The organism is Acrocarpospora phusangensis (assembly GCF_016862995.1).
Lineage (GTDB): Bacteria > Actinomycetota > Actinomycetes > Streptosporangiales > Streptosporangiaceae > Acrocarpospora > Acrocarpospora phusangensis.
This window is the reverse complement of record NZ_BOOA01000125.1, coordinates 1-16,892: the sequence shown is the minus strand read 5'-3', so window position 1 is coordinate 16,892 and position 16,892 is coordinate 1. Positions and strand designations below refer to the sequence as shown.

9 protein-coding genes are annotated in these 16,892 nt (G+C 72.3%); 4 read left to right on the top strand and 5 right to left on the bottom strand.

Annotation, left to right across the window (positions count from 1 at the left end; all coding sequences use genetic code 11):
• From Aph01nite_RS38555 to Aph01nite_RS38540, 4 genes are all read left to right on the top strand, one after another.
• The coding region (locus tag Aph01nite_RS38555; protein ID WP_204046030.1) for a non-ribosomal peptide synthetase at nucleotides 1-5,083 on the top strand (5,083 nt) is incomplete at its 5' end.
• A complete protein-coding gene (locus Aph01nite_RS38550) occupies nucleotides 5,080-10,425 on the top strand; it encodes a non-ribosomal peptide synthetase/MFS transporter (protein ID WP_204046029.1) in 5,346 nt (1,781 codons plus the stop codon). The genes Aph01nite_RS38555 and Aph01nite_RS38550, both read left to right, overlap by 4 nt.
• On the top strand, nucleotides 10,422-10,595 hold the full coding sequence (locus Aph01nite_RS38545; protein ID WP_204046028.1) for an MbtH family protein: 174 nt from the start codon (nucleotides 10,422-10,424) through the stop codon (nucleotides 10,593-10,595). The genes Aph01nite_RS38550 and Aph01nite_RS38545 overlap by 4 nt, the downstream gene beginning before the upstream one ends.
• Nucleotides 10,596-10,962: 367 nt before the next feature.
• Nucleotides 10,963-11,601: an Abi family protein gene (locus Aph01nite_RS38540; RefSeq protein ID WP_204046027.1), complete on the top strand. Its 639-nt coding sequence runs from the start codon at nucleotides 10,963-10,965 to the stop codon at nucleotides 11,599-11,601.
• Nucleotides 11,602-11,682: 81 nt separating this feature from the next.
• On the opposite strand, the gene Aph01nite_RS42365 is transcribed toward Aph01nite_RS38540, so the two are convergent.
• The 5 genes from Aph01nite_RS42365 to Aph01nite_RS38515 form a co-directional block, all read right to left on the bottom strand.
• A complete protein-coding gene (locus Aph01nite_RS42365) occupies nucleotides 11,683-13,272 on the bottom strand; it encodes a condensation domain-containing protein (RefSeq protein WP_204046026.1) in 1,590 nt (529 codons plus the stop codon).
• Nucleotide 13,273: 1 nt separating this feature from the next.
• Nucleotides 13,274-14,725 carry a class I adenylate-forming enzyme family protein gene (locus Aph01nite_RS38530; RefSeq protein WP_204046032.1) on the bottom strand — a complete coding sequence of 484 codons (1,452 nt, stop codon included), beginning with the start codon at nucleotides 14,723-14,725 and terminating at the stop codon, nucleotides 13,274-13,276.
• Nucleotides 14,725-16,095, bottom strand: coding sequence for a condensation domain-containing protein (locus tag Aph01nite_RS38525; protein WP_204046025.1), 1,371 nt, complete (start codon nucleotides 16,093-16,095; stop codon nucleotides 14,725-14,727). Before Aph01nite_RS38525 ends, Aph01nite_RS38530 begins: the two co-directional genes overlap by 1 nt.
• Nucleotides 16,092-16,361 carry an acyl carrier protein gene (locus tag Aph01nite_RS38520; RefSeq protein ID WP_239162300.1) on the bottom strand — a complete coding sequence of 90 codons (270 nt, stop codon included), beginning with the start codon at nucleotides 16,359-16,361 and terminating at the stop codon, nucleotides 16,092-16,094. Before Aph01nite_RS38520 ends, Aph01nite_RS38525 begins: the two co-directional genes overlap by 4 nt.
• Nucleotides 16,362-16,366: 5 nt before the next feature.
• On the bottom strand, nucleotides 16,367-16,892 hold a 526-nt coding region (locus Aph01nite_RS38515; protein ID WP_239162299.1), incomplete at its 5' end, for a phosphopantetheine-binding protein.

The following is a 16,892-nucleotide window of genomic DNA, read 5'->3' as shown; positions in this document are numbered from 1 at the left end:
CAAGGAGGTCCTCGTCGCGTACGTCGTCGGGGACGGCGCGGACCCGAGGGAGGCGCTGGCCGACCGGCTGCCGCCGTACATGGTGCCATCGATCGTGGTGCCGGTGGCGGCGATGCCGCTGACGCCGAACGGCAAGGTGGACCGGCGGGCGCTGCCCGCGCCGGTGACCGGGGCCGGGGAGATCGAGCCGCGCACCGAGTCGGAGCGGGTGGTGGCGGAGGTCTTCGCGGAGGTGCTCGGCCTGGAGCGGGTCGGCGCGGAGGCGGACTTCTTCGCCGCCGGCGGGCACTCGCTGCTGGCGACCAAGGTGACCGCCCGGCTGACCCGGCGGCTCGGCGTGGAGATCCCGGTCAGGGAGCTGTTCGCGGCCCCCACGGTGGCCGGTCTCGCCGCCGTCCTGGACGGCCTGGACACGCTGTCGGTGCCGCTGGAGCCGCGCCCGCCCGGCACGCCCGTACCGCTGTCGCCCGCGCAGGAGCGTCTCTGGTTCCTGCACCGCTTCGACCCGGGCGACGCCTCCTCCAACATGCACCTGACCCGGCTGCTGCGCGGCCCGCTCGACGTGGCCGCCCTGACCGACGGCTGCGCCGCGCTGCTGGCCCGGCACGAGGCGCTGCGCACCCGCTTCCCCGACGTGGACGGCCGCCCGGTCGCCGTGGTCGAGGCGTCCGCGGACGTCACGGTCGAGCACCTCGCCGCGACCACCGAGGCGGACGCCCGCGCGCTGCTGTCCGCCCGCGTCAACGCGCCGTTCGACCTGGCCGCGGCCCCGCCCGTACGGATCACGCTGGTCCGGCTGGCCTCCGGCGACCACGTGCTCTGCGTCGTGTTCCACGCCATCGCGGGGGACGAGTGGTCCCTGGACGTCCTGGTGGAGGATCTGGCCCAGCCGCGGCGCGAACCCCTGGCCGTGCAGCACGGCGACGTGGTGGCCTGGCAGCTCGGCCGGGAGGCCCTGGGCGCGGGGGCGGACGCGCTCGCGTACTGGCGGGAACGCCTGGCCGGTCTGCCGGTGCTGCGCCTGGCCACCGACCGGCCGCGTCCGCCGGTGGCCTCGCGGCGCGGCCGGTCGGTCCGTTCGCCCGTCCAGGCCGGGCCGCTGGAAGGGCTGGCGCAGCGGTACGGGACGACTCTGTTCAGCGTGCTGCTCGCCGCGTACGAGGCCGTGCTGTCGGCGGAGACCGGGCAGCACGACTTCGCGGTCGGCGCGCCCACCGCGGGCCGGGGGCGGGTGGAGCTGGAGCCGGTGGCCGGGCGCCTGGGCAACGTGCTGGTGCTGCGGGCCGACCTGTCCGGCGACCCGTCGTACGCGGATCTGCTCGCGCGGGCCAGGTCCACCGTGCTGGACGCGATGGCGCACGAGGAGATCCCGGTCGAGCGCCTGCTGGCCGAGCTGGACCTGGCCAGGGACACCGGCCAGACCCCGCTCTACCAGACCATGCTGGCCCTGGACACGCTGCCGGAGCCGGTCCAGGTCGCGGGCGCCTCGTGCGTGCCGTTCGACCTCGACCAGGTGCCCGCCCGTTTCGACCTGTCCCTGGAGGCGTGGCGGGACGGGAGCGCGCTGTCCCTGGTGTTCACCTACGACGCGACCCTGTTCGACGAGGCCAGGATCGAGGCCCTGGCGGCCCGGTTCACCGCGCTGCTGGACGCCGTCGCCGCCGACCCGGAACGGCCCCTCGCCGACCTGCTCTTCCCCGGCGTCACGCTCGGCGGCGCGGCCTGGCGGGCGGAAGGTCTGGCCGCGCCCGCGGTGGTGCGGGCCGAACCCGCCCCCGTCCAGCGCACGGGTCGCCCGCCCGGCAGCCCGGCGGAGCGCCTCATCGCGCGCGTGTTCGGCGAGGTCGTCGGCGTGGACGGCGTCGGCGCGGACGACGACTTCTTCGCGCTCGGCGGCCGCTCCCTGCTGGCCCCGCGCGCCGCCGGCCTGCTGGCGAAGGCGTTCGGCGTGCCGGTGCCGGTCCGCGCCCTGTTCGCGCACCCGACCGTCGCCGGTCTGGCCGCCGCCATCGGCGCCGACCCCGGCGTGATCCCGCTCGAACCGCGCGCGCCGGGCACGCCGGTGCCGCTGTCGGCCGCCCAGGAGCGGCTCTGGTTCATGGACCACTTCTCCCCGGGCGACGCCTCCAGCAACATGTACCTGGCCAGGCGCCTGTACGGCCCGCTCGACCGGAACCGTCTCACCGCCGCGCTGACCGCCCTGGTCGCCCGGCACGAGTCACTGCGCACCCGCTTCCCCGACGACGACGGCCGCCCGGTCGTGGTCGTCGAGCCGCCGCGCGAGGTCGAGGTCGAATGGCTGGAGCTGCCGGAGCGGGAGGCCCGCGCGTACTGCGCCGAGCGCGTCAACACCCCGTTCGACCTGGCCGCCGCCCCGCCGATCCGGGTGTCGCTGATCCGCGTCGGCCCGGACGACCACGTGCTCTGCGTGGCGCTGCACCACATCATCGCCGACGGCTGGTCCGTCAACGTGATGTTCACCGAGCTGGCCGCCCTGTACGAGGGCGCGGACCTGCCGCCGCTGCCGGTCCAGGCCGGTGACGTGTCCCTCTGGCAGCTGCGGCGGGAGGCCCTCGACGAGGGCGAGGCCGCGCTGGCGCACTGGAAGGAGAAGCTGGCCGGACTCCCGGTGCTGGAGCTGCCGCTGGACCGGCCGCGCCCGCTGGTCGTGGCCAGGGAGGGCGCGGTCTGCAACGAGCGCATACCGGCCGACCTGGTGGCCGGGCTGGAGGCGGCCGGCCGGGAGAGCGGCGTCACCCTGTTCATGGTCCTGCTGGCGGCCTACCAGGCGCTGCTCGCCCGCCACACCGGCCGCCCGGACTTCGCGATCGGCTCGCCGACGGCGGCCCGGGGGCGGGTGGAACTGGAGTCGGTGGTCGGGTATCTGGCGCACACGCTCGTGCTCCGCGCCGACCTGACGGGCGACCCGCCGTTCCACGAGCTGCTGCGCCGGACCTGGGCGACCCTGGTGGACGCGCTCGCCCACCAGGAGGTGCCGGTCGAGCGGCTCAAGTCCGTCCTCGGCGTCCGCCGCGACCTGGGGCAGACGGCGCTGTTCCAGACGATGCTGATCCTGCATAGCCAGACGGCCGAGGGCAACCTGCCGGCCACGTTCGCGGGGTTGCGGCACGAGCCGTACGACGCGGGGGCGATCAAGACGGCGTTCGACCTGACGCTGACCGCCTGGCCGATCGCCGACGGGCTCGACCTGGTCTTCGACTACGACGCGTGCCTGTTCGACGCCCGTACCGTCCAGCGGCTGGCGGCCCGCTTCGTCGAGTGCCTGTACGACATCGCCGCGGACCCCGCCACCCCCTTGTCCCTGCTGTCCATGCGCACCCTGGAGGACGACGCCGCGCTGGCCGAGTGGTCCCGTGGCCCGCGGCCGGAGCTGCCCGCGCCGACGATGCTCACCCTGTTCGAGAGCCAGGACCGGGACCGGATCGCGGTGGACGGCCTGACGTACGCCGGGCTCGACGACGCGGCGCGGCGGCTCGCGCTGCGGCTGCGGAAGCTGGGCGTCGGGCGCGGCGACGTCGTCGGGGTGCTGGCGGAACGTTCGGTGGCGTCGCTGACCGGCATGCTGGCCGTGCTCAAGGCGGGCGCTGCCTACCTGCCGCTGGACCCCGACTATCCGGCGGCGCGGATCGCGTTCGTGCTCGACGACGCGAAACCCCGCGCTCTGCTCACCGACGTGGAAGTGGAGTGGGACGGGCCGGTCGTCCGGCTCGGGGAGCCGATCGACGAGGACGGCGAACTCGGTGTCGAAATCCACCCCGAGGATCCCGCCTACGTGCTGTACACCTCCGGCTCGACCGGGAAACCCAAGGGCGTCGTGGTCCCGCACCGCGCGCTGCTCAACTTCCTGGTCTCGATGCGCGACCTGCTCGGCGCGGGCCCCGACGACGTCTGGCTCGCCCTGACCTCGCTCTCCTTCGACATCTCCGGCCTGGAGCTCTACCTGCCGCTGATCACCGGCGGGCGCGTCGTCATGGCCGGAACCGCGCTGGACGGCGAGGCGCTCGCCCGGCTCATCGCCGAGCAGGGCGTCACCCACGTCCAGGCGACTCCCTCCGGCTGGCGCGTGCTCATGACCGCCGGCTTCCCGCGGGTCACGGCCCTCGTCGGCGGCGAGGCGCTGCCGTCCGGGCTCGCCGCCGACCTGCGCGCCCGCGTCACCCGCCTGTTCAACGTGTACGGCCCCACCGAGACCACCATCTGGTCCACCGCCTGGGAGGTCCCCGCCGATCCCGGCGAGATCACCATCGGCCGCCCGATCGGCAACACCCAGATCGCCGTCGTCGACGAGCATCTCCGCCCGGTCCCGCCCCGCGCGCCCGGCGAACTGCTCATCGGCGGCCTCGGCCTGGCCCACGGCTACCTCGGCCGCCCGGCGCTCACGGCGGAGCGGTTCGTCCCCGGACCCGGCGGGACCAGGCTCTACCGCACCGGCGACCTGGTGCGCTGGCGCTGGGACGGCACCCTGGAATTCCTCGGCCGCAACGACGACCAGGTCAAGCTGCGCGGCCACCGGATCGAGCCCGGCGAGATCGAGTCGGTCCTGGAGAGCCTGCCCGGCGTACGCGGAGCCGCCGTCGCCGTCCGGGCGGACAACCTCGTCGCGTACGTGGTCGGCGACGTGGCCGGGCTGCGCGAGCGGCTGATCGAGCGCCTGCCCGCCTCGCACATCCCCAGCGCGTACGTCCGGCTGGACGCGCTGCCGCTCACCCCGAACGGCAAGCTCGACCGGCTCGCCCTGCCCGAACCCGAGCCCGCCAGGGAAGAGGCGTTCGTCGCGCCCAGGACCGACGCGGAGGCCCTGGTCGCCGACGTGTGGAGCGAGCTGCTCGGCCTGGAGGGCATCGGCGCGTTCGACGACTTCTTCCTGCTCGGTGGCCACTCCCTGCTCGCCGTACGGGTGGCCGCGCGGCTCAAGGCGGTCGTCGGCGTGGACGTGCCGATCCGCACCATGTTCACCCGCACCACCGTCGCCGACCTGGCGGCGACCGTCGAGGACATCCTGCTCGCCGAGCTGGACGACCTGTCCGACGAGGAAGCCCTGCGCCTGATGGAGTCCCCTTGACCAGTTCGCCTGACCTGTCCCTGGCCAAGCAGGCCCTGCTGAAGCAGCGGCTGCGCCGCCGTACCGCCGCGGCCTCGATCACGCCGCGCCCGGAGGGGACCGCGCCGCCGCTGTCGCACGCGCAGGAACGCCTCTGGTTCCTGGAGCAGTACCGGCCGGGGACGGCCTCCTACCTGGTGCCGTTCGCGGTCTGGCTGGACGGCCCGCTCGACCCGGAGGACCTGCGGGAGGCGCTCACGCGGGTCACCGAACGGCACGAGACGCTGCGCACCAGCTTCGTCACCTCCGAGGACGGCCTGCCCGCCGTCGTGATCTCCGACGAGCCCGTGGTGGACCTGACCGTGCTGACGGCCGAGTCGGCCGAGGAGGCCAGGGCGCTGATCTCCGCCGACCTGGCGAGGCCGTTCGACCTGGCCGCCGGGCCGCTGCTGCGCACCACGCTGGTGAGCCTGGACGGGGATCAGCACGTGCTCCAGCTGGCCGCCCACCACGCCGTCACCGACGGCTGGTCCGGCGACGTGCTCCTCGGCGACCTGCTGGCCTGCCTCGACGGCCGCCCGCTCACCGCCCTGCCCGTCCAGTACGGCGACTACGCCGCCTGGCAGCGCGAACGCACCGGCACCCCCGCCTACCAGGCCGACGTCACCTACTGGCGGGAACGCCTCGACGGGGTGCCCCCGCTGGAGCTTCCGACCGACCGGCCCCGCCCCGCCGAACAGGGCTCCGCCGGCGCCGGGTACGGCTTCGGCGTCGACGCCGGCCTCGAAGCCGCCGTGGGCGCGCTGGCCACAGCGCACGGGGCGACGCCGTACATGACCTTCATGGCGGCGCTGCAGGTGCTGCTGTCGCGCTGGTCCGGGCAGGACGACTTCGCGGTGGGCAGCCCGGTCAGCGGGCGCGGCCTGCCCGAGCTGGACGGCCTGGTCGGCATGTTCGTCAACACCCTGGCCATGCGCGCCGACCTGGACGGCGACCCCACCTTCGTGGAGCTGCTCGGCCGGGTCAAGGAGGCGGCCCTGGACGCCTTCTCCCACCAGGAGCTGCCCTTCGACCAGCTGGTCAACGAGCTGAACGTCGAACGCGACGTGAGCCGGACGCCGATCTTCCAGGTCATGTTCGCGCTGCAGAACTACGCCAGCGGCCCGTCGTCCGCGCCGGGCCCGGTCCGGGTGAGCGGCTTCGCCGCCGACGTCCAGGTCAGCCGCTTCGACCTCGCCTTCTACCTGTACGAGGGCCACCAGGGCATGGGCGGCGCGATCATCTACAGCACCGACCTGTTCACCGAGGACACCGTCGCCAGGATGGCCGCCTCCCTGGACGCCCTGCTGCGCTCGATCGTCGCCAACCCGGACGCCCGCGTCTCCGAACTGGACCTGATGCCCGCCGGCGAACCCGAGCGCGTGCTCGCCCTCGGCACCTCGGAGCCGGCCCGGCCGCTCGACCGGGACCTGCTGCACGACCTGGTCGCCGCCGCGGCCGAGCGCACCCCCGACGCGCCCGCCGTGGTCTTCGGCCCGGACACGCTCACCTTCCGGGAGCTCGACCGGCGCGCCAACCGGCTCGCCCACCGCCTCAGGGACCAGGGCGTACGGCCGGGGGACCGGGTGGCGGTCTGCCTGGAGCAGTCCGCGGAACTCGCGGTGGCCATCGTCGGGGTGCTCAAATCGGGTGCGGCCTATGTGCCGATCGACCCGGAGCTGCCCGCCGAGCGGGTGGCGTACATGGTGGCGGACGCCGGGATCGCCATCGCGGTGACCACCGACGAGCTGCTTCCCGCCGGGCTCGTGCCCGTGTACGCGGACGACCGGGACGGACCGGACACTCCCGTGGACAGCGGGGTGACCCCGGGTGACCTCGCGTACGTGATCTTCACGTCGGGTACCACCGGGCGGCCCAAGGGCGTGGCCGTCCAGCACCGGGAGGTGCTCGTCTACCTGGCGGGCGTGCACGAACGGTTCCGGGTCGAGCCGGGGTCCTCGTTCGCGCTGCTCCAGTCGCTGGCGTTCGACTTCGGCGTGACCGTGTTCTACCTGTCGCTGATGACCGGCGGCTGCCTGCACCTGCTGCCGTCCCGGACCGCCGCCCCCGACCTGTCCGAATATTTCCGGTCACGTCCTGCCGACTATCTCAAGATCACTCCATCGCACCTGGCCGCGCTGCTGGCCGAGGCGGAGCCGGCCGAGATCCTGCCGCGCAAGCTCCTCATCCTCGGCGGCGAGGCCGCCCCCGCCGAACGGGCCGCCGAACTGGCCACCCGGGTCCGCGTCGTCAACCACTACGGCCCGACCGAGGCCACGGTCGGCGTCACCACCCACGAGGTCACCGCCGGTCCCGGCCTGCTGCCCATCGGGCGGCCGCTCCCGGGCGCGCTGGTCCGCCTGCTGGACACGCACGGCCGGCCCGTCCCCGTGGGCGTGCCGGGCGAGATCAACCTGGGCGGCGACCGCCTCGCCCGCGGCTACCTGAACCGGCCCGGCCTCACCGCCGAGAAGTTCGTGCCCGACCCGTACGGCGGTCCCGGGGCGCGCATGTACCGCACCGGGGACCTCGGCCGCTGGCTGCCCGGTGGCGAGCTGCAGTTCCTCGGCCGCCGGGACCTCCAGGTCAAGGTGCGCGGTTACCGGGTCGAACTGGGTGAGATCGAGACCGTGCTCGGGACGTACCCGGGGGTCGCGCAGGCGGTCGTGGATCTGCGGGGGCAGCGGCTCGTCGCGTACCTGGTGGGGGAGGAACCGGGCGATACGGGTGAGCTGCGGGCCTGGCTGAAGGAGCGCCTGCCCGACTACATGGTGCCCGCCCGGTATGTGTGGCTGGAGCGGCTGCCGCTCAAGTCGCACGGCAAGGTGGATCGTGCCGCATTGCCCGATCCGGCCGGCGGTCCCGACCTCGGCGCCGAGTTCACCGATCCGGCGACCCCCATCGAGGAGACCGTCGCCGCCGTCTGGGCCGCCGTGCTCGGCCTGGAGCGGGTCAGCGTGCTCGACGACTTCTTCGACCTCGGCGGCCACTCGCTGCTCGCCATGCAGGTCGTCGCCCGGCTCCGCAAGGCCGGGCACACGGCCACCCTGCTCGACCTGTTCAAGCACCCGACCGTACGCGAACTGGCCCACCTGCTCGACCCGGACACGGTCAAGGGCCCCGACCGGCTCCTCCACCGCCTCACCCCCGCCCGTACGGCCTCCGCCACCCTCGTCTGCGCCCCGTACGGCGGCGGCAGCGCCGTCATCTACAAACCCCTCGCCGACGTGATGCCGGACGACTGGGCGCTCTACTCGCTCGCCGTCCCCGGCAACGAGCTGGGCGAGGAGCCCAAGCCCATCGACGAGGTGGCCGCCGCCTACGCCCAGGAGATCCTGGACAACGTCACAGGCCCGGTCGTCATGTACGGCCACTGCGGCCTCGGCGTGATGATCACCACCAAGGCCGCGCGCATCCTGGACGCGGCCGGACGCCCTCCGGAGGCCGTCTACCTGGGCGGCGTGTTCCCGTTCGCCCGGCCGCGCGGCCCGATGGCCCGGTTCGGGGAGTGGTGGGACGAGCTCGGCGGGGACCAGGGCCGGATCAACGCGCTCAGCGCGGCCGGGCTGGACGTCGCCGAGTTCGACCAGGAGGAGCTCCGGCTGATCGTGAAGAACCGGCGGGTGGGGACCCGCGAGGCGGAGCGGTACTTCACGCAGATCTTCGAGCAGGAGCTCCGGCCGCTGAGTTCGCCGGTCATCGCCGTGGTCGGCGAGCGTGATCCCGCGGTCGAGTTCTACCAGGAACGTTTCCGCGAATGGCACTGCGTGGCCGACACCACCGCCTGCGTCGTCCTCGACGAAGCCGCCCACTACTTCATGAAATATCGGGCGGAGGAGTTGGCGGACATCGTGACCGGGACCCACCGGGCCGTACTCGCCGAGGACACCGGGCATCTCGAACGTGTCACCGGTGAGGAGACCTGGTGGTTGCAGGGCGTCTCCCGGCGGGGGGCCGAGCAGGGCGTGCAGGTCGGCCCCAAGCCGAGCATGCGCCGCTTCGCCGCCCTCGCCGCCGGACAGCTCGTCTCCATCACCGGCTCCGCGCTCACCGAGTTCGCGCTGCCCCTCTGGATCCTGCTCACCACCGGCTCCCTCGCGAACTTCGCCCTCTTCTCCGTCCTGGCCCTGGTGCCCGGCATGCTCGTCGCCCCCCTGGCCGGCACGGTCGCGGACCGCTTCGACCGCCGCCGCGTCATCCTGTTCAGCGACGTCGCGGCCGGCGGCACCCAGCTGATCCTCGGCATCCTCACCTGGACGGGCAACCTCCAGGTCTGGCACATCTACCCGCTGCTGGTCAGCCTCTCGATCGCCCTCACCTTCCAGCGCATCGCGTACGGCTCGGCCATCCCGCAGCTGGTGCCGAAACGGTTCCTCGGGCACGCCAACGGCCTCATGGGCATGGTCAACGGCATCGCCCTGCTGGTGGTGCCGCTGGTCGCGGCCGGCCTGATGGCGGTCATCGGCCTCGGCGGCATCCTCATCATCGACGTGGTCAGCTACACCGTCGCCATCACGACCGTGCTCCTGGTCCGCTTCCCCAAGACCATGGCCTGGCGGCGCCGCGAGTCGATGCTCGCCGAACTGGTCAACGGCTTCAAGTACACCTGGGGCAACCACGGCATCCGCCGCATGCTCCTGTTCTTCGCGGTCGTCAACCTCTTCATGTCCCCGCTGTTCCTGCTGATCTCGCCGCTCGTGCTCTCCTTCGCCGAACTCAACGACGTCGGCCGGGTCACCTTCTTCGGCGGGCTCGGCGTGTTCCTCGGCGGCCTCATCATGACCATCTGGGGCGGTCCCCGGCGTCTGCGCCTGCGCGGCCAGCTCTGGTCCACCGTGGCCCTCTCCGCCGGCGCCGTCGTGGTCGGCTCCCACGAACACCTGCTGGTCATCTCCGCCGGCGTGTTCGGCATGTTCCTGTCCCTGACCGTCCTCAACGGCATCTACGCCACGATCATCCAGGTCAAGGTCCCGCAGCGTTTCCACGGCCGCGTCTTCGCCCTCAACCAGCTGATCGCCTTCTCCACCCTGCCCCTCGGCTACGGCCTCGTCGCCCCGTACGGCACCGCCCTCTTCGAGCCCATGTTCGCCCCCGGCGGCCTCCTCGCCGACAGCGTCGGCCTCCTCATCGGGACCGGCGAAGGCCGCGGCATCGCCTTCATGTACATCCTGTTCGCCCTGATCATGGCCTCGGCCGTCTTCGTCGCCCGCTGGATCAGGGGCCTGTGGCGCTTCGACGACCTGGTCCCCGACGCCCTGCCCGATGACGTGATCGGCTTCGAGACCCTGAAGAACCGGTCCTTTAAGAAGAAGGAGAAAGTGTGAGCGAGTACCTGGTCGTACTGAACCACGAGGAGCAGTACTCCATCTGGGCCGCCGACCGCCCCATCCCCGACGGCTGGCGCGCCGAAGGCTTCTCCGGCGAAAAAGAAGCCTGCCTGGCCCACATAGAAGAGGTCTGGACCGACATGCGCCCCCTCAGCGCCCGCCACTGACCTCCCCAGAGGCCCATCGCACCCACACCGATGGGCCTCTGGCCCTCAGCCCGACCATTCGCAAATCCCGAAGATATCTTCGGGATTCGCGAATACTGCGGCTGCCATGATCATCATGGCCTCCCGGTTGATGGCGACACCGGTGAAGACATTATGACGGTGTTGCTGAGGCCGTAATCTACGCCTGCCGCTGTCGAGGGGACCGTGCGCTCGTAAGGATCAAAAGCTCGGGTGGATAGAGCGGCTGGGGCAGCGGGCCGTGATAGAAGGTACCCGCAGAAAAGGCTGTGCCCCGGATGCATGCTAGGCAGAGGCAACACCGGGGCTTATGTAGAAGACTCTAGCACGCCGTTGAGAAGGAGGCAGGGTGCAAGTCGGGGAGGCCACGCGGCTGCATGGGGTGCTGTCGGCCACGCGCATGGCCGGCTATCTGCAGCAGTGCGGTGGGGATTTCGTGGCCGCGCTGCGCTTGCACTGCTGGAACACTGAGATCTCGGAGGCCTTCTACGGACCCTTGCAGTACCTGGAGGTCGCCATGCGGAGCGTCATGACGGAGCGGCTCAGTGCCCATCTGGGCCGTGGCGACTGGTGGGACGATCCCGGGGCGAATCTGACGTACGTAGCACAGAACAAGATCGCTGACGCCGCGAGGCAGGTCACGCGCGCTGGCCTGTCAGCGTCTCCGGATCGTGTCGTGGAGGAACTGTCGTTCGGCTTCTGGGTTTCGCTGCTCGGATCAGGTAACAACTATGACCAGCATCTCTGGCGGCCGGCGCTGTACCGGGCGTTTCCGGGCTGGCGGGGCCGGCGTCGCGACCTGCATCAGAAGCTCGATTACCTGCGGGTTCTGCGTAACAAGATCGCACATCATGCTCCGATTCATCACCGGCATCTGACGGTTGACCACGATCGGGTCCTGGAGTGCCTGGCCTATATCGATGTCGGGCTGGCTCAGATGGTCGAGCGGCATAGCCGGGTGGTGGGGGTTCTTTCCCGTCGGCCTTGAGCGGGATGCCATGCGCCGGGTGAGGAAATCGTCCGGGGCCGAGGGGTGGGCTCTCGGTCCCGGGGCGGATTCCTTGGTGGGTCAGGGGGTGGGGCGGGCTGCTGCTACCTGGGAGACGAGTTCGGCGAGGGTGGGGGTTTCGAAGAAGGTGTCGAGGGTCAGTTCGACGCCCAGGCGTTTGTCCACGCGGGCGATGATCTGGGTGATGGTGAGGGAGTGGCCGCCCAGGTCGAAGAGGTCGTCGTCGGGGTGGACCTCTTCGACGCCGAGGACCTCGCACCAGATGGTGGTCATGATGGCGAGGATTTCGTTGTCGGCGGGGGCGGCCGGGGTGTTCGGGGTGCCGGGGTGGGGGGTGGTCAGGTCGATCAGGGTGGCGGGGTGGGTTGGGGGGAGGTCGCGGAGGCGTTTGTACGGCGTCGCGGAGAGGGCGGCCAGGAGGGTGGTCAGGTCGGTGGCGATGAGGTCGGCGGAGGCGCGGGTGAGGCAGGCGGGGTCGTACGAGAGGCGGGCGCCGGCGCCGTCGACGACCTGGATGTGGAGGGTGTTCCTGATGGCGCCGTTGGGGGTCATCCACTCGACGGAGCTGGTCAGGCCGGGGAAGCCGGGGTCCGGGGTCGAGCGCCGGCGGTAACTGAGGGAGACCGGGGCCAGGGCCGCGCGGGGGGTGATGCCGGTGAGGGCGCGGGCGATCGGGACGCGGCGGTGGCGGTAGATGTCGCGGAGCTCGGCGCGTACGGTGCGGGCGAACTGGGCGAAGGTGTCGGCGGGGGCCGGGTCGGTGAAGACGGGGAGTTCGTTGGCGTAGAGGCCGATGGTGTCCTGGTCGGCGGGGGTTCTCGTGGACAGGTCCACGGCGACGGTCTGGGGGCCGGGACGGTAGCCGTACAGGAGGGTGTGGAGGAGGGCGACCAGGGCTTCGAAGCGGGTGAGGCCGAGCGACTCGGCCAGGTGGCCGAGTTCGGGGTCGAGTTTGAGGTCGACGGCGTCGGCGGGGGTGGCGCGCAGGGAGAGCGCGGTCAGGCCGGGGAGGGCCAGCTGCACGGGGTCGCGCCAGCGGGGGCGCCAGAAGTCGGCGGCCTCGGCGATGTCCTCGGCATGGTCGGCAGGCTCTCGGGCGATTCCGGAAGCGGCTTCCGCGAGAGTTCCGGAGGCATCTGCGAAGGGAGAAGCTGAGGCGGTTCCGGAGAAGTCCGCCTGGGGGAGCGCTGAGCTGGTTTCGGGCGCGGGGGATGGGGGTGGAAGCGGGGTGCCGGTGTAGGCGTGGGAGAGGTCGCGGACCAGGAGGTCTTTGGACATGCCGTCGAAGATGGCGTGGTGGGCGACGATGAGGAGTTCGTGGTCGGTGCCGGCGGAGGTGAGGATGAAGCGGACCAGAGGGCCGGTGGAGAGGTCGAAGGTGACGTCGGCGGGGCCCTGTTCGAGGGAGGGAGGGGTGAGGGCGGGGGTGAGGCCGACTACGCCGTCCTGGTCGGAGAGGGCTTTGGCCAGGAGCGGGTGGCGGGCGACCACGGCGGCGCAGGCGGACGCGAGGGCGTCCTGGTCGAGTTCACCGGTGAGCCGGATCAGCAGCGGCATGTGGTGGGCGCGCGGGTCGCCCCCCAGCCGGTCGGTGACCCACATGCCGTGCTGTGCGGGGGAGGCCTGCTCCCAGATCAGCGACGAGGACATGTCAATCGTTCTCCTCGCGCGGCTTCCCGAGCAGGCCGCGTAGTTCGGTCTTGAGAATTTTGCCCGACTGGTTCTTGGGGAGCCGGTCGAGCGGCAGGATGTGCGCGGGGAGCTCGTGCCTGGCCAGCCGGGTGGCCAGGAATGCGCGCAGCTCGTGGACGGGGACGTCGGCGGGTCCGGTGACCACCGCGGCGGCCACCGCCGTGCCCAGGGCCGGGTCGGGTACGCCGAAGACGGCGGCCTCGACCACGTCGGGATGTTCGTACAGGGCGGCTTCGACCATGATCGTGGAGACCTTGAAGGCGCCCGACTTGACCACGTCGCTCTCCCGGTCGACCAGGTAGAGGTAGCCCTCCTCGTCGAGGTAGCCGAGGTCGCCCATGCGGACCCAGCCGTCCTTGAAGACCGCGCCGGTGGCCTCGCCGTCGCCCACGTACGAGCGGGGGGCGGCGCCGGAGCGCAGCCACACCTCACCCGTCTCGCCGGGGGGAAGGGTGCCGTCGCCGATCCGCAGGCCGCTGCCGAAGGCGGGCCGGCCGAGCGCGCCCGGGCGGCTCCGGTCGAAGATCATCACAGTCTGGGCGGGCGCGGCCTCGGTGGAGGTGTAGTAGTTCGTCACGGTCGCCTTGGGGAACGCCTTCGTCAGCCGGAGCGCCAGCGCGGGCGGCAGGGCGGCGGCGGCCGAGCCCAGCAGCAGCACCGAGGAGAAGTCGTGCCGGTCGGGCGCGCCGGAGGCGAGCAGCTCGTTGGCCATGGTCGGCACCAGGAAGACCGTGCCGACGCTGTGCGACTCGATCAGGCGGGCGAACCTGGACGGCGTGAACACCGGCGGGGTGAGCATCGCCGGCACGGTGTCCAGCGCGTTGAGCAGCATGGCCTGGCCGGCCTGGGTGCCGATCGGGAAGGCGTGCAGGAAGTGCCGGGAGTGCCGGAACATGCGGCGGGCGGGCGGGCCGCCGCGGCCGTGGCCCAGGTTGGCGTGGGTGGCGCCGACGCCTTTCGGGCGGCCGGTGGTGCCGGAGGTGTAGAGGATCTGGGCCAGATCCTGCGGGCGCGGGCCTTCGGGCAGGTCGCCGTCGCCGGCTTCCAGGTCCTGGACGACCGACGTCCAGCCTTCGACCTTCGGCGGGCGCAGCCGGGAGGCGTGCACGACGCCCACGGCGCCGCAGTCGCGTACCAGGAATTCCAGCTCGGGTTCGGCGAGGCGGTCCGAGAGCGGCACCGCCACCGCGCCCGCCCGCAGCACCCCCAGGTACGCCACCGCGTAGTCGGCCCAGTCCCGCGACCCGAACAGCAGCGCCACCCGCTCCCCACGCCGCGCCGGCAGCCCCCGCGCCACGGCCGCCGAACGCCGCTCCCAGTCCCCGAACGTCAGCGACTCCACCCCGGCGACCTCGATCGCGAGCCGTCCGGGATCCTCCGCGGCCCGGGTACGGAGCAGCTCCGGCAGCATCACGGCGCCACCCCCAGCTCGCCGGGCCGTACGTCCCGGAACGCGGACTCGACCACCAGTTCCTCGACCGAGCGCAGCAGCCCCACGATGCGGCTCTGCGGCAGCCGGCACGTGTCGGCGTTCAGGCCGATCGTGAGGATGCCGGACTGGCGGGTGACGAAGAAGCAGAAGTCGCAGGTGAAGTGGTCCACGCCGGGCAGCCACTCGATCCGGGAGGAGGTCACCGAGGTGCGGATGGCGTCCTCGCCTGGCGGGCTGTCGGGCAGGTTGCTGTGGTCGACCGGGCGCATGTCGTTGAAGCAGCAGGACGGCTCCACCGCGACGCCGCGCTCCGCGCTCACCCGTTCGACCATGTCCTCCCAGGCCAGCTGGTCGTACTGGGCGTGCCGGTAGGCGCGCATGGCCTCCGGCTGGGTGTTCTCCAGGATCTCGTGCAGGGTGGCATCGGGATCGGGGGCCAGGGTGAACAGGCCGAGCTGGCTGAGCGAGGTGACCAGGTCCCTGGTCTCCGGCCGGAACCGGTTGTGCACGATCGGGGTGATCGCGCAGGTGTCGTGCGCGGTGATCGTGCCGACCATCGCGGAGACGGCGGTGAGCAGCACCGTCGCCGTGCTCATGTGGTGGCGGGCCGCCACGATCGAGACGGCGTGCTCCAGCGCCCGCGACTCCAGGATGGCCTTGCTCCAGCGCGGCGAGCCCGGCTCGGCGACCAGGTCGGGGAACATCACCGGCGGGATCTCCCGGTAGCCGGACTCCCAGTGCGCCAGCGCCCGCTCCGAGCGGTTGCGCCCGATGCCGGACTCCTGCTCGGCCACCAGGTCCAGCAGCTGCTGGGACGGCGGCCTGGTCATGCTCCCGCGCAGCAGGAGCTGGCGCAGGTCGCGGACGACGATGTCGGCCGCGTACCCGTCGGCGGCGGTGTGGCAGAGCACCACCCCGACCCGCCGTACCGCGTCGCCCACGGTGATCATGCCGATCCGTACCGGCCATTCGTGTTCGAGGTCGAAGGCGCGCGCGGCCAGGTCGAGGACCAGGCCCTCGGCCGCCTTCTCCGCCTCCTCCTCGGTGGACGGCTGCACGCGCCGCTCCAGCCAGCCGGTCTCCGACACGGTCTGGACGGGCGTGCCGTCGCCGGGGGTGATCCGGGACCGCAGCGAGTCGTGCCGGGCGACCAGCGCGACCACCGCCGAGGTCACGTCCTCCACGCTGTACGGCCCACGCCCGCGCGGCATCGCCATCAGCCGCCACAGGTTGAAGTAGTGCGCGCTGTCGTGGTCGGTACGCCGGATCGCCTCGTAGATGGAACGCTGCCCCCAGGCCAGGTTCGAGCGGCCCGCGCGCCCGCCCGTGAACCGCACCCGATCGCTCACCGCAGCCTCCCGGCCACGTCCGCGACCAGGTTCGGGAAGTCGTCCACCAGGCCCGGGTCCACGTCCACGCCGAACTCGTCCTCGATGGCGTCGACCAGCCGGATCAGGCTGAGCGAGGTCACGCCCAGGGCGGCCAGCGAATGCTCCGCGGCCAGCACGTCGGCGGCCGAGATCTGGTCGTCGGTGGCGGCGGCCACCATGACGGCCAGCCGTCCGGGGAGCGTCTCGTCGATCAGATTGTCCATGGTGTCCAGGGGGTCCTGCACGTGCTTCACCTCCAGGTCTGGGCGGTCTGTTGGGTCTGTTCGCCGAGCAGCCGCTCGGCCTCGTCCTCCGGCATCGCCGCCAGCTCCTCGCGCAGGCGCTCCTCGAGGGCGGCGGCCAGGTCCGCGACCGTACGCCGGGCGAACAGCGTGCGCAGCGGCAGTTCGATACCGGTGATGACGGCCAGGCGCACACTGACCCGGACCGTCATCAGCGAATGCCCCCCGATCCGGAAGAAGTCGTCGAAGACGCCGATCGGCCCGCCGGGTCCGAGCACGTCGCTCCAGACTTCGGCGACCAGCTCCTCCGCGTCGGTCCTGGGGGCGACGTACTCCGGCCGGCCGGCGCCGGCCAGTCCGTCCGGCGGCGGCAGCGCCCTGCGGTCGACCTTGCCGTTGGCGGTCAGCGGGAGGGTGTCCAGGCCGAGCAGGAAGGCGGGGATCATGTACTCGGGCAGGCGTTCCGCCAGCTGGCGGCGGAGGCCGTCCGGGTCGGCGGGCGGCGGGACGACGTAGGCGAGGAGGATCTCCTGG